Annotated in this window: 23 protein-coding genes; 7 read left to right on the forward strand and 16 right to left on the reverse strand. The window is 67.7% G+C overall.

The window, feature by feature from the left end; translation table 11 throughout:
- The first annotated feature begins 13 nt into the window (after positions 1-13).
- Entirely contained in the window at positions 14-571 is a 558-nt protein-coding gene (locus ACFWUU_RS32680; RefSeq protein WP_137252475.1) for a hypothetical protein, read from the forward strand.
- Between the two features lie 75 nt (positions 572-646).
- Here ACFWUU_RS32680 and pstB read toward each other — a convergent pair whose 3' ends face one another.
- The 8 genes from pstB to ACFWUU_RS32720 form a co-directional block, all read right to left on the reverse strand.
- Positions 647-1,423 carry a phosphate ABC transporter ATP-binding protein PstB gene (gene pstB, locus ACFWUU_RS32685; RefSeq protein WP_137252476.1) on the reverse strand — a complete coding sequence of 259 codons (777 nt, stop codon included), beginning with the start codon at positions 1,421-1,423 and terminating at the stop codon, positions 647-649.
- 22 nt (positions 1,424-1,445) lie between these two features.
- Positions 1,446-2,366, reverse strand: a complete 921-nt coding sequence (gene pstA, locus ACFWUU_RS32690) for a phosphate ABC transporter permease PstA (protein ID WP_380181285.1) — start codon at positions 2,364-2,366, stop codon at positions 1,446-1,448.
- The gene (gene pstC / locus ACFWUU_RS32695; RefSeq protein WP_202877628.1) at positions 2,363-3,349 is read right to left on the reverse strand and encodes a phosphate ABC transporter permease subunit PstC; all 987 of its coding nucleotides are present in this window, start codon (positions 3,347-3,349) and stop codon (positions 2,363-2,365) included. Before pstC ends, pstA begins: the two co-directional genes overlap by 4 nt.
- A gap of 352 nt (positions 3,350-3,701) precedes the next feature.
- Entirely contained in the window at positions 3,702-4,814 is a 1,113-nt protein-coding gene (pstS, locus tag ACFWUU_RS32700) for a phosphate ABC transporter substrate-binding protein PstS (protein WP_137252478.1), read from the reverse strand.
- A gap of 219 nt (positions 4,815-5,033) precedes the next feature.
- Positions 5,034-6,317, reverse strand: coding sequence for a hypothetical protein (locus ACFWUU_RS32705; protein ID WP_380181287.1), 1,284 nt, complete (start codon positions 6,315-6,317; stop codon positions 5,034-5,036).
- Positions 6,318-6,401: 84 nt separating this feature from the next.
- On the reverse strand, positions 6,402-6,866 hold the full coding sequence (locus ACFWUU_RS32710; RefSeq protein ID WP_166679510.1) for a bifunctional nuclease family protein: 465 nt from the start codon (positions 6,864-6,866) through the stop codon (positions 6,402-6,404).
- Positions 6,867-7,015: 149 nt separating this feature from the next.
- Entirely contained in the window at positions 7,016-7,894 is an 879-nt protein-coding gene (locus ACFWUU_RS32715; RefSeq protein ID WP_380181289.1) for an NUDIX domain-containing protein, read from the reverse strand.
- 30 nt (positions 7,895-7,924) lie between these two features.
- Positions 7,925-10,084, reverse strand: a complete 2,160-nt coding sequence (locus ACFWUU_RS32720) for an RNA degradosome polyphosphate kinase (RefSeq protein WP_137252481.1) — start codon at positions 10,082-10,084, stop codon at positions 7,925-7,927.
- A 979-nt stretch (positions 10,085-11,063) separates the two neighbouring features.
- Between ACFWUU_RS32720 and ACFWUU_RS32725 the strand changes: the two genes are divergently transcribed.
- On the forward strand, positions 11,064-11,777 hold the full coding sequence (locus ACFWUU_RS32725; protein ID WP_380181291.1) for an alpha/beta hydrolase: 714 nt from the start codon (positions 11,064-11,066) through the stop codon (positions 11,775-11,777).
- 26 nt (positions 11,778-11,803) lie between these two features.
- Here the strand turns inward: ACFWUU_RS32725 and ACFWUU_RS32730 are convergent, their stop codons facing one another.
- The 3 genes from ACFWUU_RS32730 to mshD all read right to left on the reverse strand — a co-directional run bounded on the left by ACFWUU_RS32730 (position 11,804) and on the right by mshD (position 14,457).
- On the reverse strand, positions 11,804-12,742 hold the full coding sequence (locus ACFWUU_RS32730) for a PKD domain-containing protein (RefSeq protein WP_380181293.1): 939 nt from the start codon (positions 12,740-12,742) through the stop codon (positions 11,804-11,806).
- Positions 12,706-13,317, reverse strand: a complete 612-nt coding sequence (locus ACFWUU_RS32735; protein ID WP_380181295.1) for a DUF6318 family protein — start codon at positions 13,315-13,317, stop codon at positions 12,706-12,708. Before ACFWUU_RS32735 ends, ACFWUU_RS32730 begins: the two co-directional genes overlap by 37 nt.
- A gap of 210 nt (positions 13,318-13,527) precedes the next feature.
- Positions 13,528-14,457 (reverse strand): mycothiol synthase, encoded by a 930-nt coding sequence (mshD, locus tag ACFWUU_RS32740; protein ID WP_380181297.1) that lies wholly within the window; start codon positions 14,455-14,457, stop codon positions 13,528-13,530.
- Positions 14,458-14,591: 134 nt separating this feature from the next.
- On the opposite strand from mshD, the gene ACFWUU_RS32745 reads away from it, so the two are divergent.
- Positions 14,592-16,442, forward strand: coding sequence for a bifunctional metallophosphatase/5'-nucleotidase (locus ACFWUU_RS32745; protein WP_380181299.1), 1,851 nt, complete (start codon positions 14,592-14,594; stop codon positions 16,440-16,442).
- A gap of 127 nt (positions 16,443-16,569) precedes the next feature.
- Positions 16,570-16,878, forward strand: a complete 309-nt coding sequence (locus tag ACFWUU_RS32750; RefSeq protein WP_380181301.1) for a hypothetical protein — start codon at positions 16,570-16,572, stop codon at positions 16,876-16,878.
- 10 nt (positions 16,879-16,888) lie between these two features.
- Here the strand turns inward: ACFWUU_RS32750 and ACFWUU_RS32755 are convergent, their stop codons facing one another.
- The gene (locus ACFWUU_RS32755) at positions 16,889-17,599 is read right to left on the reverse strand and encodes a winged helix-turn-helix domain-containing protein (protein WP_380181303.1); all 711 of its coding nucleotides are present in this window, start codon (positions 17,597-17,599) and stop codon (positions 16,889-16,891) included.
- 161 nt (positions 17,600-17,760) lie between these two features.
- On the opposite strand from ACFWUU_RS32755, the gene ACFWUU_RS32760 reads away from it, so the two are divergent.
- Both ACFWUU_RS32760 and ACFWUU_RS32765 read left to right on the forward strand, forming a co-directional pair.
- Complete coding sequence (locus tag ACFWUU_RS32760; protein ID WP_137252488.1) at positions 17,761-18,000, forward strand: MoaD/ThiS family protein; 240 nt, start codon at positions 17,761-17,763, stop codon at positions 17,998-18,000.
- 50 nt (positions 18,001-18,050) lie between these two features.
- A complete protein-coding gene (locus ACFWUU_RS32765) occupies positions 18,051-19,415 on the forward strand; it encodes a hypothetical protein (RefSeq protein WP_380181799.1) in 1,365 nt (454 codons plus the stop codon).
- Here ACFWUU_RS32765 and ACFWUU_RS32770 read toward each other — a convergent pair.
- From ACFWUU_RS32770 to arfB, 4 genes are read right to left on the reverse strand one after another with little or no spacing between them, the layout of a single operon-like run.
- Positions 19,378-19,989 (reverse strand): hypothetical protein, encoded by a 612-nt coding sequence (locus tag ACFWUU_RS32770; protein WP_380181305.1) that lies wholly within the window; start codon positions 19,987-19,989, stop codon positions 19,378-19,380. The genes ACFWUU_RS32765 and ACFWUU_RS32770 overlap by 38 nt on opposite strands.
- Complete coding sequence (locus ACFWUU_RS32775; RefSeq protein ID WP_380181307.1) at positions 19,986-20,552, reverse strand: hypothetical protein; 567 nt, start codon at positions 20,550-20,552, stop codon at positions 19,986-19,988. The genes ACFWUU_RS32770 and ACFWUU_RS32775 overlap by 4 nt, the downstream gene beginning before the upstream one ends.
- The gene (locus ACFWUU_RS32780; protein WP_380181309.1) at positions 20,549-21,169 is read right to left on the reverse strand and encodes a hypothetical protein; all 621 of its coding nucleotides are present in this window, start codon (positions 21,167-21,169) and stop codon (positions 20,549-20,551) included. Before ACFWUU_RS32780 ends, ACFWUU_RS32775 begins: the two co-directional genes overlap by 4 nt.
- Positions 21,170-21,195: 26 nt before the next feature.
- Positions 21,196-21,621, reverse strand: a complete 426-nt coding sequence (arfB, locus tag ACFWUU_RS32785; protein ID WP_130446285.1) for an alternative ribosome rescue aminoacyl-tRNA hydrolase ArfB — start codon at positions 21,619-21,621, stop codon at positions 21,196-21,198.
- A gap of 93 nt (positions 21,622-21,714) precedes the next feature.
- On the opposite strand from arfB, the gene ACFWUU_RS32790 reads away from it, so the two are divergent.
- Positions 21,715-22,146 carry a TlpA family protein disulfide reductase gene (locus ACFWUU_RS32790; RefSeq protein WP_380181311.1) on the forward strand — a complete coding sequence of 144 codons (432 nt, stop codon included), beginning with the start codon at positions 21,715-21,717 and terminating at the stop codon, positions 22,144-22,146.
- The last annotated feature ends 19 nt before the right edge of the window (positions 22,147-22,165 follow it).

Genomic DNA, 22,165 nt, shown 5'->3' on the forward strand with positions numbered 1-22,165 from the left:
TAGGGTCTCGTCTGTGACTGAGACCCCTCGTGAACCCGCGCCCGGTCAGGGCCCTGGCGGCGATCCCGACCGCCATCTCCCGGTGCAGTACCCGACGCCGCCCACTTTCGAGGCCGCCCCCCAAGCCCAGCCCGGTCCGTACGGGATGCAGCCGGGCGCGTTCCCACCGCCCGTCGGCGGTCAGTACCAGCAGCAGCCCCAGCCGCCGCTGGTGGCCCTGCCTGCCGGTCCGGTGCTGGTGACGATCGGCGACATCTCGGTGGAACAGCAGCGGATCGTCACGCCCGCCGGCGTACTGCCCACGCACGGGACGAACTGGTCGGCGATGGACATGTCGCGGACCGAGGAGAAGATCCCCGGCTGGGCGATCGTGCTCGCGATCATCTTCGCGCTGGCCTGCCTGCTCGGCCTGCTTTTCCTGCTCTGCAAGGAGCGCCGGACCACCGGCTTCGTCCAGATCACCGTGCAGAACGGCAACCGCACCCACAACACCCACGTCGGTGTGAGCTCGCCGCAACAGGTGGCCGACGTCCTTGCCCGGGTCAACTTCGCCCGTTCGCTCTGCGTCTGACACGGGTCCGAAACGCCGACGGCCGCCGCGACGGACCTCGTCGCGGCGGCCGGCAGCAAACCGTCGTACGGCGGATCAGCCGAAGCGACCCGTGATGTAGTCCTCGGTGGCCTTCTCCGTCGGGTTGGAGAAGATCTGCTTGGTCGGGGCCATCTCGATCAGCCGGCCCGGCTTACCGGTGGCGGCCAGGTTGAAGAACGCGGTCTGGTCCGAGACCCGGGCCGCCTGCTGCATGTTGTGCGTGACGATGACGACCGTGAACTGGTCCTTCAGCTTCTCGATCAGGTCCTCGATCGCCAGCGTGGAGATCGGGTCCAGGGCCGAGCACGGCTCGTCCATCAGGATCACCTCGGGCTCGACCGCGATCGCACGCGCGATGCAGAGCCGCTGCTGCTGACCGCCGGACAGACCCGCGCCCGGCTTGTCGAGGCGGTCCTTGACCTCGTTCCACAGGTTCGCGCCGTGCAGGGACCGCTCGACCACCTCGGTCAGCTTCTTGCGGTCCTTGACGCCGTTCAGCTTCAGGCCGGACGCGACGTTGTCGAAGATCGACATCGTCGGGAACGGGTTCGGCCGCTGGAACACCATGCCGACCACGCGGCGGACGGCGACCGGGTCGACCCCGGAGCCGTACAGGTCCTGCTGGTCCAGCAGCACCTTGCCCTCGACCCGGGCGCCGGGGATCACCTCGTGCATCCGGTTCAGGGTCCGCAGGAAGGTGGACTTGCCGCAGCCGGACGGGCCGATGAACGCGGTGACCGAGCGGGGCTCGACCGTCATCGACACATCCTCGACGGCCTTGAAGTCGCCGTAGTAGACGTTGAGGCCGCTGACCTCGATGCGCTTAGCCATATCGACTCAGAACCTCTCGTGACTATTTCGACTTGATGGCGCTGAACCGGGCGACGAGCCTGGCCAGCACGTTGAGGACAAGGACAAGCAGGATCAGCGTCAGTGCGGCCGCCCAGACCCGGTCCGCGGCCGGCTGCAGCGCCAGCTCGGTCCGGTCCTGGTTGATCATCGTCGGCAGCGCGCCCATGAATCCGTTGAACGGGTTCAGGTTGATGTTCTTCGAGTAGCCGACCAGGATCAGCAGCGGCGCGGTCTCACCCATGACGCGGGCCAGACCGAGCATCACGCCGGTGACGATGCCGCCGAACGCGGTCGGCACGACCACCTTCATGATCGTCTTCCACTTCGGCACCCCGAGCGCGTACGACGCTTCTCGCAGCTCGTCCGGAACGAGTTTGAGCATCTCCTCGGTGGACCGCAGTACGACCGGGAGCATCAGCAGCACCAGCGACAGCGACACCGCGAAGCCGACCCGGTTGAAGCCGAAGATCGTGATCCAGACCGCGTAGATGAACAGCGCGGCGACGATCGACGGGACACCGGTGAGGATGTCGATCATGAAGCTGACCACCCGGGCGGCCTTGGTGCCCTTGCCGTACTCGACCAGGTAGACCGCGCCGAGGACGGCGATCGGCACCGCGATCACGGCGGTGATGAGCGACATGATCAGCGTGCCCATGATGGCGTGGTACGCGCCGCCGCCTTCGCGCCGGACGGTGATGCCGCGCTGCGACTGGCTCCACCAGTCCGCGCTCAGCAGCAGGTGGTAGCCCTTGCTGATCACGGTGCCGAGGATCCACAGCAGCGGGATCATCGCGACCACGAAGGCCAGCACGATCAGCACGGTGGCCAGCGTGTTCTTGAAGGCGCGGGCGCCGGACTTGCCGGACAGATCCAGCGCCTGACCGTCGTACGCCGGTTTGTTCTCTGCGATCGCGGTCATGAGGACGCTCCTTGGGCTGCGGCGCGGCGGCTGCGGCGGGGACGCCGGCCACCGGGGCCGCTGCGGTCGACGATGATCCGGGCCGCGGAGTTGACCAGGAACGTGACGACGAACAGAACCAGGCCGGCCGCGATGTAGGCGCCGGTCTTCTCCGGCGAGTCGAACTCGGCGGCGTTGTTGGCGATCTTCGACGCGAACGTCTCGCCGCCGGCGAAGATCGACGAGTTCCACGGGTCGTTGCCGTTCGGCACCGACAGGATGATCAGTACGGCGACGGTCTCGCCGAGCGCGCGGCCGAGGCCGAGCATCGACGCGCTCACCACGCCGGAACGCCCGTACGGCAGGACCGACATCCGGATCATCTCCCACTTGGTCGCGCCGAGTGCCAGCGCGCCCTCACGGTGCGCGATCGGTGTCTGCGCGAAGATCTCCCGGCTGATCGCGGTGACCACCGGCAGGATCATGATCGCCAGTACGACGGACGCCGTGAAGACCACGCCGACGTTGTCGCCCGGCGGCTTCTCGAACAGCGGGATCCAGCCGAGTGCGTCGGACAGTCCGTTGATCACCGGCAGCAGGATCGGGGCGAAGAACAGGATGCCCCACAGGCCGTAGATGATCGACGGCACCGCGGCCAGCAGGTCGACGGCGTACGCGACCGGCTGCGCCAGCCGCTTGGGGGAGTAGTACGTGATGAAGAGCGCGACGCCGATCGCGATCGGGACCGCGATCAGCATCGCGATGATCGAGCTGATCACGGTGGTGTAGAACATCGCGGCGATACCGAACCGGGGCTCGTCGCCGCCGGGCTCCCAGATCCGGGAGAACAAGAAGCTGCTCTTGTTGTCGGCCAGCGCCGGGATCGCCAACGCCAGCAGGAAGATGCCGACGAACGCGACGATCAGGACCACCAGGCCGCCGGAACCACGGGCGAACCCGCTGAACAGCCGGTCACCGAGATGACCGACCGGACCGAGCTCCATCTTCTTCTCCGGCTCGGTCGCAGCGGCGGTGCCGACTGCGGCCTCGGGGCCGGTCTCGGTCATCACTTCGGCGGGCTGGTCCGCCTCGTGCTCGGCGTGTTCCTCGGCGAGGCCCTCGAACCGCGGAGTCGGTCCCGCGTCGTCGTGGACCAGATCCTCGATCTTGGGTTGTTCCTGTCCGGCGGCCGTGCCGTCCGGCCGGTCGGGCGGTGCCGTGCCGTCTGGACTACTCATCGATGGTGCTCCAAGCGCCTGGGTCGTGATCTGTCACGTCTGGGTCTGACGAGGCGAGCCCCGGCCGTCTCCGATGAACAATCGGACCGCCGGGGCTCGCATCAGTGCTACTTCGAGGTCAGCTGATCGCCTGGATGGCGGCGTCGACCTTCGTCTGGATCTCGGCCGGGAGCGGCGCGTAGTTCAGGTCGGTCAGCGAGGCCTGGCCGTCCTTGCTGACGAAGTAGCTCAGGAAGCTCTTCACCAGCGCGGTCTTCTCGGCCGGGAGACCCTTGGTGCAGGCGATCTCGTAGGTGACCAGGATGATCGGGTAAGCACCCGCGGCCTTGGTCGCGTAGTCCAGCTTCAGGGCCAGGTCGGACCCGGTGCCGGCCGGCTGCGCGGCGGCCAGGGCCTTACCGGCGGAGTCGGCGGACAGCTCGATCGGGGTGCCCGAGCCGTTGTCGATCTGCGCGATGGTCAGCTTGTTGTCGACGGCGTACGACCACTCGACGTAGGTGATCGAGTTCTTGGTGCTCTTGACGCCCTCGGCGACACCCGCGGACTTCTCCTTGCCGGCGCCGGTGCCGGTCCACTTCTTGGCCGGCTCACCGGTCCAGGCGCCACCGCCCGAGGCCTTCAGGTACTTGGTGAAGTTCTCGGTGGTGCCGGACTCGTCCGAACGGAAGAAGACCGAGATCGGGGCCGACGGGAAGGTCACGCCCGGGTTCAGCTTGGTGATGGCCGGGTCGTTCCAGGTCTTGATGGTGCCCTGGAAGATCTTCGCGGCGGTCGGGCCGTCGAGGACGAACTTGTCGACGCCGTCGACGTTGATCGCGATCGCGACCGGGCCGATCACCATCGGCAGGTCGATGGCCGGGTTGCCCCCGCAGCGCTTGGTGGCGGCGGTCATCTCGTCGGGCTTCAGCGCCGAGTCGGAGCCGGCGAAGTCGACCTGGTTCGCGTTGAACTGCTTGACGCCCGCACCGGAACCGGTCGGGTTGTAGTTCACCGTGACGTCGGCGCACTTCTCGTTGTACTTGCTGATGACCTCGTCGATGGCGTTCTTCTGCGCCGAGGAGCCTTCGGCGTTCAGAGTGCCCTGCGGGCAGTCTGCACCGGTGGACGACGTCGAGGAACCGGGGCTCGAGGAGCCGGACGGCTCGGGGTCACTGCCACAGGCGCTCAGAGCGAGGACGCCGAGGGATGCCACGGCGACGGAGCCGACGCGGAGCAGGCGATTGACGGACACGAGAATGTTGCCCTTCTGCGGGAATCAGACTTCTTGAACTTCCACAGACGGTAGGGAGAGCAGGTGACCGACCGGTCCGTCGCTGGTGAACGAGCGGTGAACGGTTCCAGTAGCGTGTGCGACGCCTGGCGTGCCGACAGGCAGCCATTAGGTGAACTGAGTTAAGAGCCGTCACACTCTGTCGATGTAAACGGCCGTTGGCTCACGTTTCGGTAACGCTCAGCGCACTGTCAACGAGAACGAGCGACTGCCCGTGGTCTGGATCGGCAGCCCGTAATACGTCATCCCCGGGACGGCAACACGGTACTGCGTGGTCGTGCCGCGACCGGCAGCCCGGATCGACATCGTTGCCTTACCTTTAGCAACCGGCACCGTCAGCACGCTGCGCCAGTACTTGCCGTCCCAACGCTGCAGCGCGCCCTTCACGGTCCCGCCCGGCTTCACGTCCACGGTCAGCTTCACCATCTGCCCGACCTGCGCGGTCCGAACGTTGAACCCGGCAACGGCGAAGTTCGCCAGCGTGGGGATGTACTTCGTCCCCGAGGTCGCCAGCGCCGTGACCGTCGAATAGCCGCTCCAGGCCGGGGCGTAGAAGCGGTACTCGCGACCGCCGACGGCGACCGGTTGTGCCTCGAATCCGCTCAGGTCGAACGAGGTGTAGCGCCCGGCGTACTCCCAGGGCTTGGCAGCGCTCGCCCTGGTCTGCATCGTGATCGGGATCCCCGCGCCACCGAACAGCCGGCCCTTGCCGCAGTTGCCCGGGTTGTCGCAGAGCAGCGCGCCCGCGATACCGGAGATCGTCATCGGCTTGCCGAAGACGCCGTACGCCGGTCCAGCCTTGAGGGCGAACTTCATGTCCGTGTAGTCGACCTGGTCGGGCGACATCCCGCCCCACTCGTTCGTCGCGATGACCAGGGTCGTCAGCGGACGCGGGCGTGGCGGCACGACCGCCGTCGTGGTGCCGAGCGGATGCGGGAACAGTTCCGTCTTGTCGGCGGGCCTGGACCAGGCCTTCACGATGACTTCGCCGACCTGGCCGACCGGCACGTCCAGCGGATCGCCCGGGGTGCTGTCCTTCGGAGCCGGCGGGTTGGTCCAGGTGAGGCGCAGCGACCCGTCGGCCTGCGGAACCGCGGCGGTCACCGTCGGTGCCGCGGGGATGTTCGTGTCGAACCAGGGCGAGTACGCGGCCGCGCTGTCACCGGTCGCGTCGGTCGTCACCACGGCGACCCGCGCGGTCTTCCCCGACTGCACTACCCAGCGATGGTTGAAGTCGTTGTCCGAGGTCGCGAGCCAGCCCATCGGCGCCGTTCCGTCCTGGTACTCGATGCGCAGCTTGTTGGCGGCCCCGGCATCCGTCCACTGCACCCGAATCAGGCTGGTCGCCGGATCCGACCAGCTGACCTGTACGCCGGTCGGCGGCGGTGGTGCGGCGTGGGCCGTGGTGGTCTGGAGCGCGCCGAGCAGTACGGCGGCGGTCGCGGTGGCGACGATTCTGCGCATGTCGGAGTCCCCCAGGTGAACGGCGCCTGGAGGTCACCCCTGCCACCAGTGCGCTGTCGGATCGTAGCGCATCGGGGCGCACGGTCAGCTGGAGAAGTCCTCCGGGGCGACGCTGTCCAGGAACTGGCGGAAGCGTTCGAGCTCGGCCTGTTCCTCTTCGGGCGTGGCGATGCCCGCTTCGCGGAGCACCTGTTCGGTGCAGCGGATCGGCGTACCGAGGCGGACGGCGAGCGCGACCGAGTCGCTCGGTCTGGCGGACACGCGGGCGCCGTTGGCGAGTACGAGTTCGGCGTAGAAGACGGCGTCGCGCAGTTCGACGATCTCGACGGCCTCGATGTGGACGCCGAACGCCTCGATCAGGTCGCGCATCAGGTCGTGGGTGAGTGGTCGCGACGGGCGCAGGCCCTGCTCCTCGTACGCGATCGCGGTTGCTTCGACCGAGCCGATCGAGATCGGCAGGTAGCGGTAGCCCTCGGTCTCGCGCAGCATCATCACCGGGGCCCGGTTGGGTGATTCCATCCGGATCCCGATCAGTGTCAGTTCTCGCATCATCGTCATGGTGCGCCCCGAACCTCTCCTCAGACCGGCACCCGGTGGGGCGCCGGTTCCTCGGGTAGGAACATACCCGTCACCTCCAGTGTCACCCGGCTGCCCCGTCGGCTGTGCCTGGATCGTCACCGAGCCGTGTCGCAGTGTGCTCAGGGGGCCCGGAAGCGCTCGTGGACGAGGCGTCCGTCGGCCAGCCGGTGTGCAACCAGGAAGGCACCCGTGGAGAACTTGCCCACCTTCAGTCCCAGCTCCCGGGACAGGGCCGGCAGCACCGGCCGGTGCGAGCAGACGACCGTCACCTTGCCCGGGCGCCACACCCGCTCCGCCAGACCGCGTAGACCGCCCGGATCGGCGTCGTACCCCCGCTCCGAGATCTCCGGCCAGAGGTGGATGTGCCGGTCGATGGAGGCGGCGTACGGCGTGACTGTGGCGGCACAGCGCTCCGCGTCGCTGCTGATGATCCGGTCCGCGCCCACAGCGGCCAGTACGTCGGCCAGCCGCTCGGCAACCGCCGTACCGTTGCTGGTCAGCGGGCGGACCGTGTCCTTGCCGTCCCAGTCCTTGCGCTTCACCGCCTCCGCGTGCCGGACCACTACCACCGTGGAGACCACGGGTACGGCGTGCTCCAGCGCGTCCAGGATGTCCACGTCACGCGGGTAGCTGAGCTTGTTGCGGGCCTTGTCGACCGGGAGCCAGCTGATCTCGTCGACTTCGTCGTTCGGCTCGAAGCCGCCCTCATCGACCGGTACTGCGGACCAGTAGTGGACCAGCTTCTCCGCGGTGCCGCCGTTCTTGCGGACGGCGTACCGCTGGACGCCGAGCGGCGGACCGAGCAGGACCTGTACTCCGGTCTCCTCTGCGATCTCCCGGCGCGCTGCGAGCAGCACATGCTCGTGTGCGTTCAGCTTGCCCTTGGGCGGGGACCAGTCGTCGTACCTGGGACGGTGCACCAGCAGCACCTCACGGGTGCCGCGGCGCTCTCGCCAGACGACACCACCCGCGGCGATGACCGTCGCCGGGTTGCTCATGACTTCACCTTAGGAAATTTGCTCCGGCAGCTAGCTGATGGGGTCGATCGCCCGGCGGCGTCCGCGTGTCGCGATCAGCCGCTCCTGCAGGTCGCGCAACGGTTGACCGTCCGGTCCGTTCAGCCGCGGCTGCCAGCTGTCGTCCTCCTGCAGCCACCACGAGCCGGTGGTCTCGTCCATCGCCAGGTCGAACATCTCGCCCAGCTCGATGACGTGGTCCGGCTCCTTCAGTTGCACGAGCACCTCGACGCGGCGGTCCAGGTTGCGGTGCATCAGGTCGGCCGAGCCGATCCACACCTCCGGCTCACCGCCGTTCTCGAACAGGAATACGCGGCTGTGCTCGAGGAATCGGCCCAGGATGCTGCGAACGCGGATGTTCTCCGACAGACCCGGTACGCCGGGACGCAACGTGCAGATGCCGCGGATCCACAGGTCGACCGGTACGCCGGCCTGCGACGCCCGGTACAGCGCGTCGCACAGGGCCTCGTCGACCAGGCTGTTCACCTTGAACCGGATCCGGGCGGGCCGGCCGGCCAGGTGATGCTGCACCTCGCGGTCGATCCGCTCGACGAGCCCCCGCCGTACCGATTGGGGAGCGACCAGGATCCGCCGGTACCCGGCGCTGCGGCCGAAGCCGGACAGGTGGTTGAAGAGCAGTGCGACGTCCTCGGTGACCACCTTGTCGCTGGTGAGCAGTCCGAGGTCCTCGTACAGCCGGGCTGTCTTCGGGTGGTAGTTGCCGGTCCCGATGTGCGCGTAGCGGCGCAGTCCGTCGGGCTCGTCGCGGACGACCATCGACAGCTTGCAGTGCGTCTTGAGACCGATCACGCCGTACACGACGTGGCAGCCGGCGTGCTCGAGCTGACGGGCCCATTTGATGTTCGCCTGCTCGTCGAAGCGCGCCTGGATCTCCACCAGCACCAGGACCTGCTTGCCGGCCTCGGCCGCGTCGATCAGTGCGTCGACGATCGGCGAGTCACCACTGGTGCGGTACAGGGTCTGCTTGATCGCCAGTACGTGCGGGTCGGCGGCGGCCTGCTCGATGAAGCGCTGGACGCTCGTGGAGAACGAGTCGTAGGGGTGGTGGACCAGCACGTCACGCTGCTTGAGCGCGTGGAACATGTCGGCCGGGTTGGAGGTCTCCACCTCGGCCAGATGCGGATGCGTCGACGGTACGAACCCGGGGTACTTCAGCTCGGCTCGGTCCAGGCTGGCGATCGTGAACAGGCCGCGCAGGTCCAGCGGGCCGGGCAGCTCGAACACCTCGGCCTCGGTCACGCCCAGCTCGGACAGCAGCAGCGCGCGCACCTGCGGGTCGATCGACTCCTCGACCTCGAGCCGGACGGGCGGACCGAACCGGCGCCGGAGCAGCTCCTTCTCGAGCGCTGCCAGCAGGTTCTCCGCGTCGTCCTCCTCGACCTCGAGGTCCTCGTTGCGGGTCACGCGGAACGTGTGGTGCTGGGTGACCTCCATGCCTGGGAACAGCTGGCCCAGGTGGGTCGCGATGACGTCCTCGAGCGGCACGAACCGGCCCTCGGCGACCCTCACGAACCGCGGCAGCAGCGGCGGCACCTTGACCCGGGCGAAGTGTTCGCCGCCGGTGTCGGGATTGCGGACCACGACCGCCAGGTTCAGGCTCAGGCCGGAGATGTACGGGAACGGGTGGGACGGGTCGACCGCCAGCGGCGTCAGCACCGGGAACACGCGGTCCCGGAAGAACCGCGTCATGTCCTCGCGCTCGGTGTGCTGCAGCTCGTCCCAGCGGAGGATCTCGATGCCCTGGTCGACCAGCGCCGGCTGGACCGACTTGCGCCAGGTCTCGGCCTGGCGGTCCATCAGCTCGCGGCTCCGGGCCAGGCTGCGGTCGAGGACCTCGCGGGGGAGCAGACCACTGGCCGCCCGCACCGCGACGCCGGCCGCGATACGCCGCTTCAGACCGGCGATCCGGACCATGTAGAACTCGTCCAGATTGCTGGCGAAGATCGCGAGGAACTTGGCCCGCTCGAGCAGCGGGATCCGCTCGTTCTCGGCGAGCTCGAGGACGCGCTGGTTGAACGCGAGCCAGCTCAGCTCCCGATCCGAGAACCGGTCAACCGGAAGATCGCCGGCCGCACTGATGTCGTACGGCGGCTCGACGTCGTACTCCCGGTTGTGCGATGCCAGCAAGTCTCCTGCCACGCCGTCCAGCATCGCATCCTTTGGTGAACGAGGGGTAGCCGTCCGCGCGTTGGCAGATGTGACGTTCTCGTTGCCTACGGACCACATCTCGGGCCGGCGGTTGCTAGCGTCACTCCTTGTGAACTCACGACTGGATTCGGCACTACGCGACACGCTGACCGCCGTACAGGCCAACGCGCTGACCCCGCTGTACGCCCTCCCCACGGCCGTCCGCCGCCGCCTGGCCGGCGCCCCGATCCAGATCGACGGCAACATCCTCGACCCCGACCTGCAGCTCCTCATCCGCGTCGACAACCTGTTGCCCAACACAACCAAGACCGACGCACCCACAGCCCGGGCCCACTTCCGCAACCTCTGCAAACTGATCCCCGGCACCCCCGCCGAACTACACCGAGTAACCGACCTAACCGTCCGAGGCGCCGCCGGCCAACTAGGCGCCCGCCTATACATCCCCCGAGCCCTACGCCCCTCGCCCCCGACCTCCAGCTCAGCCGCCGCCGCTGGCTCTAGTTCGCGCTCAAACTTCGGATCCGGCTCTACCCCAGCCTTCGGCTCGGGTTCCGGCTCGGACACCGCTACCAGCGCCACCAGCTCCACCGACTCGGCTCCGGGTTCCGGCGCGGCCCCAGGCCTCGGCTCTGCCGCAGGTTCGGGCTCGAGCTCCAACTCCAGCTCTGGTCCTGGCTCCGGCTCAGGCTCAGGCCCAGGTTCGGGTTCGCGCTCGGGCTCTGATTCAGGCCCCGCCGCCGGATCCGGCTCCGGCTCGGGCCCAGGCTTCGGCTCGGGCCCAGACTTCGGCTCGGACACCGCCGCCCGCTCCACCGGCACCGGCACCGGCTCGGGTTCCGCGGGTTCCGGCGTCGGCTCTGGTGCAAGTTCGGACTCGGGCTCCAGCGCTGGTTCTGGCTCTGGTTCTGGTTCGGATTCTGGCTCGGGCTTCGACACCGGTGCGGGCTCCCGCTCCCGCCCCGGCTCCGGCGGTGTGGATGGAGTGGGCCGGGGGCTGCTGGTCTTCTTCCACGGTGGCGGCTGGGTCGTCGGTGACCTCAACACCCACGACGCCCTGTGCCGCGCGATCGCCGCCGACACCGGGATCCGCGTTCTCTCCGTCGACTACCGCCTGGCCCCCGAGGCCCCCGCGCCCACCGCCGCCGAGGACGCCATCGCCGCGTTCACCTGGGCCGTCGAGCACGCCGACGACCTAGGCGTCGACCCAGACCTCATCGCCGTCGGCGGCGACAGCGCCGGCGGCAACCTCGCCGCGGTAGTAGCCCAGCAGACCGTACGTCGCGGCCTGCCGCACCCCGCCCTCCAGGTACTCCTCTATCCAGCAGTCGACCTGGTAGCCCGCCGCCCCAGCCGAGACCTGTTCTCCGAAGGCTTCATCCTCAGCGAGAACGACATCATCTGGTACCGCGACCACTACACCCCCGACCCCACCCTCCGCCCCGACCCGATCGTCTCCCCCATCCGAGCCAAGGACCTAACCGGCCTCCCACCCACCTACCTGACAACAGCCGGCTTCGACCCCCTAAGAGACGAAGGCCTCGAGTACGCCGAAGCCCTCCGAGCCGCCGGCAACCCCCTCACCCACATCCCCCACCCCACCCTCTGCCACGGCTACGCCAACCTCCTAACCGTCCCCGGCAAAATCCGCCAAGCCCACACCCACCTAACGAACTACCTCAAAAACGCCCTCTACTAACCCGTCTCGCGAGGCAAGCACGCACCTCAGCGACCCGGGTCCACCAGAACGGGAACAGCTTCGCGAACCAGAAGCGGGGTGGCCGGTCCGGTGATGGGCACGGTGCCATTGACGTACTGCCAGCCGGTATCGGCGACGTTGAAGCGGGCGGCGTAGTTGGTGGTCAGCGTGAGACTGATATCGCCGCGCTTCATGTACTTGTGGGTGATCTCCTTCGACGGGTACGGCTTGCCCGGCGTGCTCGTCGTCAGCGCAGGGCTGCCATCCCCGAAGCTCCAGGTGTAACTGATCGGCGTCGCCTCAACCACCACCGGGAAGCCGAGCAGGGTCACGGTCGTCGTCGACACCTTGCTGTCCTCGGTGTAGACGATCGTGTCCAGGTTCACCAACGTCCGCCCGTCGGGCTGCACCTTCACGGAAAGCCCAGGAAACAGGACGTTCTTCGTCTCCGACCGGATCTGCTCCCAGGTGACGTCCTCTGGGCGCGGGCGTACTACTTCCGGTGGAATCGTCGGCGGCGCCACCCGCCGTTCGATGCCGCCGGGCTGGCATCGCGTCGGGCCGGGCACCGATCCATCCGGCTGCATGCGGCCACAGATGCCGATGTTGAGTTCGAGATCGTCTTCAACTGATTGGGGTGGATCGTCCCGACGCTGGTTGCGTCCAGGATGCTGGTTGCCGGGATGCTGTGTCGTCTTGCCGCGATCGGACGTAGATGCCTTGCCAGAGGACTTGCCGTGGCCGTGTCGCCTGATGATTCCGTCGGCACTCCCCTGAATTCCTTCTCTTGTCGGCTTCACGGTCACGACCGGCGGCTTCGGTGTCGGTGTCAACGGTGCATAGGTTTGTGCATGCGAGGCCGCCGCGTTGCTGAACACAAAGCCTGTCAATATCGCGAATATCAGGCTGGCCACAACGGGTCGCGGTCTCATTGCGCGGTCAACCTCATCGCAGCCATTACCCACGATCCCTGCTGATCCAACAGCGTGAATTCGCGCTTGTACTTCCGCACCGTGCTCGTCACAGGTTTTGCCGACGGAGAATCCTTCGACGTGTACGCACCGATCGTCACTGCTGCGTAGCCGCCGACCCGTCCGCCGTCTCCGCGGAACAGATCGGGTACGTCGTCGACGCGCTCGAAGTAGTCTCCAGTGAGACCGCCATTGGCGGCGTTGACCTTCGCCACGTAATCCGCATAGAGCTTGCATTGATTGCAACTTGCCGCGGTCGCGGACATCATCGGCGCGACATCGCCGGTCGTCGATGCGTAGTTCAACAGGCTGACGTAGTACCTGACGAAGGACTCTGCCGCGGAGAGGCTGACGCCGGCGGCCGCCTTCGGCCGTTGAGGCACGCCGCTGCCAGTGGCCGACGAGGTGGGCGACGCGGTTGCCGCCGGTGCGCTCGTCGAGTTCGTGGCCGAAGGCGGGGCCGTGTTAGGGCGGCCGGCGGCTGGGCTGCCGGTGGTGCAGGCGGTTAGGAGTGCGGCAGCGCTCAGGCAGGCTAGGAGCTTCAGGGTGGGGGTGTTGCGGTGTGTCACGAGTGTGTGCCCTCCGTAGTCGAAAATTATCGTAACGGGGGTTGGGCTCTTGGTTCGATGTCAAAAGGTGCAGTTGTGGATAACGGGGTTTGGGGCCAGGAGCCGCCCGGCTGGGGGGTTAGAGGCTCGGACGGCTCCTGGTTGGTGGTGGGACGGGTGGGTGGGGGTGTTATGACGTGAAGTGAGGGGGTGACTTCGGTGTGAGGTCGTTCACAGGTCGTTCACGGAAGGGTCAGGCGGGGCGTATTGGACGTCCAGCGCGGCTGTGGCGAAGCCCAGCGACTTGTAGAGGGCTCGGGCTGCGGTGTTGGTGCCGTCTACGTAGAGGACGATCGAGTCGAGGTTGCGGTCGTCCTGGAGGTGGTGGAGGCCTTGGAGGGTTAGGGCTTTGCCCAGGCCGGAGCCTTGGTGGGACGGGGAGACACCTACTACATAGACCTCTCCGACGCCGTCCTCGACCTTCGTCCAATGGAAGCCGGCCAGTGCGTCGGTGGCGGAATCGACGGCCAGGAAGAAGCCGTTGGGGTCGAACCACGGTTGCTGCAGGCGCTCCGTCAGGTCCTCCGCGGTCCAACTGCCCTGCTCCGGATGGTCGGCGAAGGCAGCCGCGTTGACCTCCAGCCAGGCCGCGTCGTCCTGGCCGGGCAGAAACGTCCGTACTGCGATCCCGTCAGGCCACACCGGATCCGGGAGTGAAGCCCTGGTACGGCGGAGGAAGTACAGCTCTCGCGCCACCTCGAGACCGAGCCGCCGTGCCAGCTCGTCCGACCCAGGCAGACGCCCGTGGGCCCAGACGCGCGTGCGGGAACCCCCGTGGTCGAGCAGCATGCGCAGAAGCGCCGTACCGAAGCCTTGTCGTCGGAAGTCTGGGGCTACGACGAGTTCGGCCGAGCCGTCGGGGGACAGGGCGGCGTACCCGACGAGGTTGCGGGCGCTCTGCAGGCCGGTGACCTCGATCGTGCCGGGATCGCCTTCGTACGCGAGGACGTGGACGTCGTCGGGGTGCTCACCGTCCAGGTGCAGCAGCGTGCGTTCGGAGAGCGGATTGACGCCGTCGCTGTGTGCTGCGGCGCGGGCGAGTTCCGTGACGGCGGCGGCGGTGGCCGGGGGCAACGGTGAGGGAACGGCTTCGAGGGTCACCCGAATACCGTAAAAGGTCCGGTTCAGTTCATGCTCAGGTCCTGGCCGGGCCACGCCGATCCAGGTAGTTTTCGCGGCACCGCGGGGGATTTCGCCTTCGCGGCGACCGAGACGACGGACCAGACGGAGTTGACATGGCCCTGACAGGACGAGACAAAGCGCGGCTGGGGGGACGGCGAGCGGTCGGACTGCTGGCCGCCGGGACGGCTGCGGTGCTCGCCTTGGCCGCGGGGGGATCCGTGAGCCAGGCCGCCGGCGCCAAGCCGACGCAGGCAACGCAGGCGTCGCAGACCACCGAGCAGACCGCCGTGCAGACCAGCGCACAGGCGAAGAAGCCGAAGCCGACGCACACCCAGATCCAGCTGCTCGCGATCAACGACTTCCACGGCAACCTGGAGCCGGCGACGGGTTCGGGCGGCAACATCAACGGCATCCCGGCAGGCGGCGCGGCGTACCTCGCGACGTACCTGAAGGACCTGCGGGCCGCCGCGAAGGCGAAGGGACAGGACTCGGTCACGGTCGCTCCCGGTGACCTGATCGGCGCCTCGCCGCTGCTGTCGGCGGCGTTCCACGACGAGCCGACGATCGAAGCACTAAACGGGATGGGCCTCGAGGTTGCGTCGGTGGGCAACCACGAGTTCGACGAGGGCTGGCACGAGCTGCTCCGGATGCAGACCGGCGGCTGCCTGCCGGACGGCGACGGGCAGAACAACCAGAACTCCTGCCCGGACGCGAAGCACCCGTTCACCGGCGCCAAGTTCAAGTACCTCTCGGCGAACGTGTTCTTCACCAACACCCAGAAGACCCTGTTCGCGCCGTACACGATCAAGACCTTCAAGGACGGCCAGAAGGTCGGCTTCATCGGCATGACGCTGGAGAACACGCCGAACATCGTCACCAAGTCCGGTGTCGAGGGTCTGACCTTCAAGGACGAGATCGAGACCGCGAACGCGCTGGTCCCGGTGCTGAAGAAGAAGGGCGTGAAGTCGATCGTCGTGCTGCTGCACGAGGGCGGTTTCCCGGCCGACCCGAAGGCGTACAACAGCTGCCCGGGCATCTCCGGCCCGATCGTCGACATCAACGCCGGCCTGGACCCGGAGATCGACGCGATCATCTCCGGCCACACCCACCAGGCGTACAACTGCTCCCTGGCGGACAAGGCCGGTAAGCCGCGGCTCGTCACCAGCGCGTCGTCGTTCGGTCGACTGGTCACCGACGTCCGGCTGAGCATCGACAACGCGACCGGCGACGTCGACCGGGTGAACACGCTGGCGAACAACCAGATCGTCACCCAGGACGTCGTGCAGGACCGGAAGACGGCCGAGCTGATCGCGAAGTACAAGGCGCTGGTGGCGCCGATCGAGAGCAAGGTGATCGGCCACATCACCACACCGTCGGTGGTGCGGACGACCGACGACTCGCTCGAATCCCCACTGGGCAACCTGATCGCCGACGCGCAGCTGGCCGACCCGTCGGTGATGTCGGGCGGGAAGACACCGGTCGCAGCGTTCATGAACCCGGGCGGTATCCGTGCTGACCTGGCGTCGACGGGCGGTGCGGTCACCTTCGGGCAGGCGTTCACCGTGCAGCCGTTCAACAACTTCCTGGTCTCGATGGACATGACCGGGACGCAGATCAAGGCGCTGCTCGAGCAGCAGTTCTCCGGGGTCAACGGTCCGGAGGCGCCGAAGTACAAGGTGCTCCAGGTCGCGGGCATCACCTATACGTGGAACCCGGCGGCCGCGGCGGGCTCGAAGATCGTGGCCGGCTCGATCAAGATCGGCGGGCAGCCGCTGGTGGACGGTACGTCGTACCGGATCGTCACGAACAACTTCCTGTCCGACGGCGGCGACGGCTTCCCGGCCTTCACCACCGCGACGAACAAGGTGTTCGGCGGCCTCGACATCGACGCGTTCGCGAGCTACCTGACCGCGCACGACCCGTACACCCCTGTCGCCACCGACCGGATCTCGATCGGCTCCTGACCCTGGACGCCTGACCGGGCAGGGTCCCGGCGTACCCCAGCTGGTACGCCGGGACCGTTCCGGCGGTTTTTCGATCCGCGAAAGCTTTTGATACCTTGCGTACTCAGGCTTTTACGGAAGGTGAGCGATGGCGCACGTTGCTCCGACCTCGCATCGACGGGCCAGTCGCTCGTCGCATCGCGGGCATCGCAGCGGTGATGGGCCGATCCAGACCACCAGCTGGCTCGGGTTGACGTTTGCATTCGTCGTGGGGCTGGTGCTGACAGCCCAGTCGCACGTTGGCGTTCACGCCGCCGGGATCACCCTGCTGGTGATGCTGGTCCCGATCACGATCGGGACGTTCGTGGCCGCGTTCCGGCAGGGCGTCGGGTCCTGGAAGGCAGCGCTGTTCACCGCGGTCGCGCTTGCGGTGACCTTGCTGAAGTTCCTGCTCTGAGCAGCAGAGCTCAGGACTTCACTTCAGCCGGCTCACGGCTAGGCGCCGGCGGTACGACGAAGCGGTAGCCGACGTTCCGCACGGTGCCGATGAGCGACTCGTGCTCGGGGCCGAGCTTCGCGCGCAGGCGGCGTACGTGGACGTCGACCGTCCGGGTGCCGCCGAAGTAGTCGTAGCCCCAGACCTCCTGGAGCAGCTGCTCGCGGGTGAACACGCGGCCCGGGTGCTGCGCCAGGAACTTGAACAGCTCGAATTCCTTGTAGGTCAGGTCGAGCGCCCGCCCGTTCAGCTTCGCCGTGTACGACGCCTCGTCGATCACGACGTCGCCGCTGCGAATCAGCGTGGACTCGGGCTCGTCGTTCCGGGTCGCGGCCAGCCGACCGATGACGAGTCGCAACCGCGCCTCGATCTCCGCCGGGCCCGCGGTGTCGAGCAGTACGTCGTCCGCGCCCCAGTCGGTGTTGACCGCCGTCAGGCCGCCCTCGGTCACGACGAGGATCAGCGGTACGTCGATGCCGGTGGTGCGGATCAGCCGGGAGGCGCTCCGAACCGCGACCAGGTCGCGGCGGGCGTCGAGCAGCACGGCGTCAGCATCGGGCGCATCGACCAGCGCGGCCACCTCGGGCGGCAGGATCCGGATCTGGTGCGGGAGCAGGGCGAGCGACGGCAGGACCTCGGTGGAGGCCTGCAGGGCGTTCGTCAGCAGAAGCAACGTGCTCACGCCGTCTCCTTGTGCTGATCATCGGATCCTGGGGATGCGATCCGGTCCTCGTGCACGGCAGGCCCCGTCGGCGTCGTTGCCGGGGGCCTGAGACACACTGGGCATAACAGCAAGCTGACATAATAGCCGAAGACTTAACCGATTAGTGAGGCGACGACCAGATGCCGGAAGTCACCATCAGGTACTTCGCTGCCGCTCGTTCAGCCGCAGGGGAGTCCTCGGCGACCGCCGAGGCGGGCTCGATCCGCGACCTGGTCAGCACCGTTTCCACCGACCGGCCGGAGCTGGCGCGGGTGCTGTCGATCTGCACGTTCCTGCTCGACGGCGAGCGCGCCGACCCGGCCACGCCGCTTCGGCAGGGCTCGCTGGTCGACGCACTCCCACCCTTCGCCGGGGGCTGAGCGACCGGACCGAGGAGAGCTTCCCGAAGGGTAGATTCGTCGCCGTGGCGATGGAGTCGGGGACGCTACTCACTACGGTGGGGCGGGCGGGGGTCCTGTTCGGCAAGGCCTGGCCGCGCCTGTTCGCGGTGTTTCTGGTGGCGCAGTTGGCGCACCGCGGTCTGCAGTGGGTCGCAGTGCAGGCAGGGGCCAAGGCAGAGGCCGCCGGCATCGCAGTACTCGCTCTGCTTGTTGTGGTGTCGCTCGCGATGTACGTCGGCATGTTCCTGGTACTGCGTGGTGAGCTGCCCTTCCACCGGCGGGCAGTTGCCGAAGGCACCCTTGCCCCGGACGGCATGGAGCCCGGCAACGAGCACAGGCCGCTCGACGCGCTCGCTGCGGCGCTGCTGCCGTTCCTGGCGTTCTACGCGGCGTACAAGTTCCTGCAGAACGAGGCGCTCGACTACGAGTACCAACTGGCCGTCCACAAGGTCAACGAGACCGCTGCGACCGTTCTGAACGGCGGTACGGTGCCGCAGCCGTCGGAGGGCCTGCAGTCGCTGTCCACCTGGTTGTTCATCGGCCTCGGCGTCACGGCGTACCTGCTCCGCTTCGTGTTCAAGAAGTGGAAGAAGGAGAAGGAAGGGCCGGTCCGCAAGCTGTTCGTCACGTACCTCGAGGCGCTGTGGATCTTCGTGGTGGTCTACCAGGCCACGTCGGTCATCCCGCCGCCGATGACCTGGCTGAAGGAACGCGTGGTCTGGCAATGGCTGCACGACGGCTACAGCTGGGTGCTCGACCACGTGCTCGGCGTCGACCAGGTCCGCGAGGTGTGGGACGCAGTCACCGGCTTCATCGCTGCCGGCATCGGTGATCTGTGGAACGCCGCCGTACTGCCACTGATGTGGATCACCATGACCGCAGTCATCTACGGCCGCGTCGTACAGAAGCTCGACGCGCCACGCTGGCGGTTCGACCGGATCACGCACCGCTGGCAGCAGACGCCGCGGATCGTCCGCATCGCCGGGAACTCGGTGGTCTCCGACTGGAAGGACCGCTGGATTCCGGTCGCCAATGCGTTCCGGCTGGTCGTCCGCTCGGGGCTGCGGCCGATGCTGGGGTACTTCCTGGCCTGGGCGGTTGTCACGTTCGCGGCCAGCGCGGTGTGGATCGCGCTGAAGCTCTGGGTGCTCGGCCCGCACACGCTGCCGTTCTGGCTAGTCATCGACGAGCCGCTGAACCTCATCACCGACGGCCTGAAGATCTCGCTACAGGTCAGCCTGCTGGCCGCGGCGTACGACCGGATGATCGGCGGACTGGCTGGATACCTCACGCCGCGGACCCGTGCGGTCCACGAGCAGCCGGCCGGCGACCATGGCGTCACCGACCTGAGTGCGGCTACCTCGGGAATGCCAGGTACTGAGGGAGCTTCGTAGCAAAGGTGATCGTCGGCTGCACAGTCGCAGCGACAGCGGACGGTACGACGAACACTGCGACGGTCTCGAACGGCTTCCCCGCCACGGGCTTCACGTAGTACTGCGCCAACTGCCCGCGCCAGCTCTCCGGCTTGTCGTCGTACCCGCCGGTGCAGCCGGTCGGACGGTCCTGGTAGTCGTCCGCGACCACGGTGTCGTCCCAGATACGACCGTCCGGTGCGCGCAGGTGCAGCTGGCAGCCGCCGAGCCCGTCGAGCGCGGACAGCTGGTTCACCTGGATGCGGTAGTACACACGGATCCGGGTGGTCCCGTCCGGAAGGGCACCAACGTCGCCGAGACCGGTCCGCACCGGCTGAGGGTCCTGCTCGACGCTGGCGCCGTACCAGATCGCGCCGTTGTACGGCGTGCCGCCGGCCGACACGACGACCGGATCGCGGGGCTCGGCGTCGTACCAGGACTTGTAGTCGCTCCGGGTGGTCCACCAGCCGGCCAGCGGGATCGCCAGCACCAGCGTGGCGAGTGCCGCGGTGTTCGCGCGGAACCAGCCGCGGCGGGCCCGGCGCGCGCCGGTCATGTGTCGCTCGCAGGGGTCAGCGCCACGACGTCCTGGACCTTCACCGTCTCGGGGCCGAGCGGGACGGTGACCTGGGGCTCGAGATCGTTCAGGATCGGCTTCTCCATCACCAACAACGTTGCCCCCGGCACCTTGTCGGCCGGCATCTCGACCACGAACGAGCCGCGGACCGGGATGTCCGGCGAGAGTTCGCTGCCGGTCAGGTCGACCTCGTTCAGACCGTTGCGGTTGGCACCGAGATAGGTGACGCCGTCAGACGACTTGATCCGGACGTTGGAGACGTGGATCGGCTCGCGGGTGGCGGTGATGGTCGCGTCGATCACCACGAAGTCGGTCAGCGAGTCCCGGTCCGGTGTGGAATGTGGGATGCGGAGCTTCTTGCCGACGCGAACGTCGTTGACGGTCAGGTCGAACCGCGGCGTCTTCACCGTGCGGCCGATGATGCCCTTCACCGGGGTTAGGTCCTGGATGTCCTTCTGCGTTGGCGTGAGGCGGTAGAGGCCGACGATCGCGACCAGTACGGCGAGCGTGAGGCCGACGTTGAGCAGCTTCCGCCCGCTCACTTCTTCGTCACCTTGACCGTGCTGTCGGCAACGACCTTGTCCGGCAGCCATTTCTCGTGGTGGTCGAGGATCGACTCGTCCTCGTGCTCGTAGCCCTGCACGGTCAGGTCGACCTGGGTCGGGAGCTCCGTGGCCTTGGGCAACTTCCAGACGTACGCGACGTCCTCGCCGGCGTCCGGGGTGAGGACCGGGTTCATGGTCTCGTCGCGGATGTTGGTAGTGCCGAGCGGCGGGTCGGTGTCTTTCACCCCCGGTACGCCGATCAGCCGGATCAGGTCGGACGGTGGCGTCGTACCGGTGTCGTCGGTGACCTTCAGCTTGGTCACGACCGCGATCAGGGCGCCGCCGTCGTCCGGGGTGAACAGCGGTTTGAGGTCCTTCACGGTGACGACACGCTGGATAGAGACCTCGAACTGACCGGCGTCGATCGCCGTACCAGCGTCCACGTGCGGCGTCTCCGCGCCGGCCTTCTTCAGACCGCCGAAGGCCGCGGAGATGACCAGCAGGACGGCCGCGGCGCTGATCGACCAGGTGCGGACCGATCGGCCACGCACCTTCAGATCCTGGAACTCCGGGAGCTCCTCTTGTTCAGATCCCCCGCTCCCCGTTTCCTGCACGCGGGAAGCCTAACGAGCCAAAGGTCCTAGTCGTCCGGGCGGCCGCGCAGGCGCTTGGTCTGGCCGCGCCGCTTCTTGTCGTCCAAGCGTCGGCGTACCGACGCCTTCGAGGGTTTCGTGGGCCGCCGCTTCCGGGGTGGCGGCGCGATCGCCTCCCGCATCAGCGCGACCAGCCGCTCCCGGGCCGCCTCCCGGTTGCGCCACTGCGACTTGTACTCCGAGGCCGCGATCGTCACGACCCCGTCCACCAGCCGCGACTGCAGCCGCTCGAGCGCCCGCGCCTTCAGTACGTCGCTCAACGCCGACGTCCCCGCCACGTCGAAGCTCAACTCGACCCGGCTGTCCGTCGTGTTCACCGACTGCCCACCCGGCCCGCCCGACCGCGAGAACCGCCACGCCAACTCGCCCTCAGGAATCACCACCCCGGCCCGCACCACCAACCCAATCTCCACACGCCAATTAAGACAGAATCCCGAGCTGAACGCCGTTCTCAAGGGGTGGATGGGTGGTTGAAAGGTGGATGAGGGGTCGTACCGTGGGTAACTGTGGGTCTTGGTGTGTGGGTGCTCGTCGGGGCTGTGGCTGCCGGCGTGGTGCTGAGTGCGCTGAAGGCTTGGGTTGACGGGCGGTTTCGTGGGAAGAGCGAGGACGACGTGGAGCGGGTGACTGCCGCGGAGCTCGGGGAGGACCTGGGGGAGCGGGCGACGCTGTTGCAGTTCTCGTCGGCGTTCTGTGCGCCGTGCCGGGCGACCCGGCGGACGCTGGCCGAGGTCGAGGGCATGGTCGACGGAGTACGGCACGTCGAGCTGGACGCGGAGTCCCACCTCGAGCTCGTACGCCGGCTCGACATCCTGCGTACGCCGACCACGCTGGTGCTGGACAGCACCGGAGCCGTGGTGAAGCGCGCCAGCGGAGCACCGCGCAAGCCCGACGTGATCGCCGCGCTGGCGACCGCGATCGACCGCCAGGCGAGCTGACCACCGTCCGGTACGTGCC

The sequence above is a fragment of the Kribbella sp. NPDC058693 genome (assembly GCF_042715335.1).
Lineage (GTDB): Bacteria > Actinomycetota > Actinomycetes > Propionibacteriales > Kribbellaceae > Kribbella > Kribbella jiaozuonensis.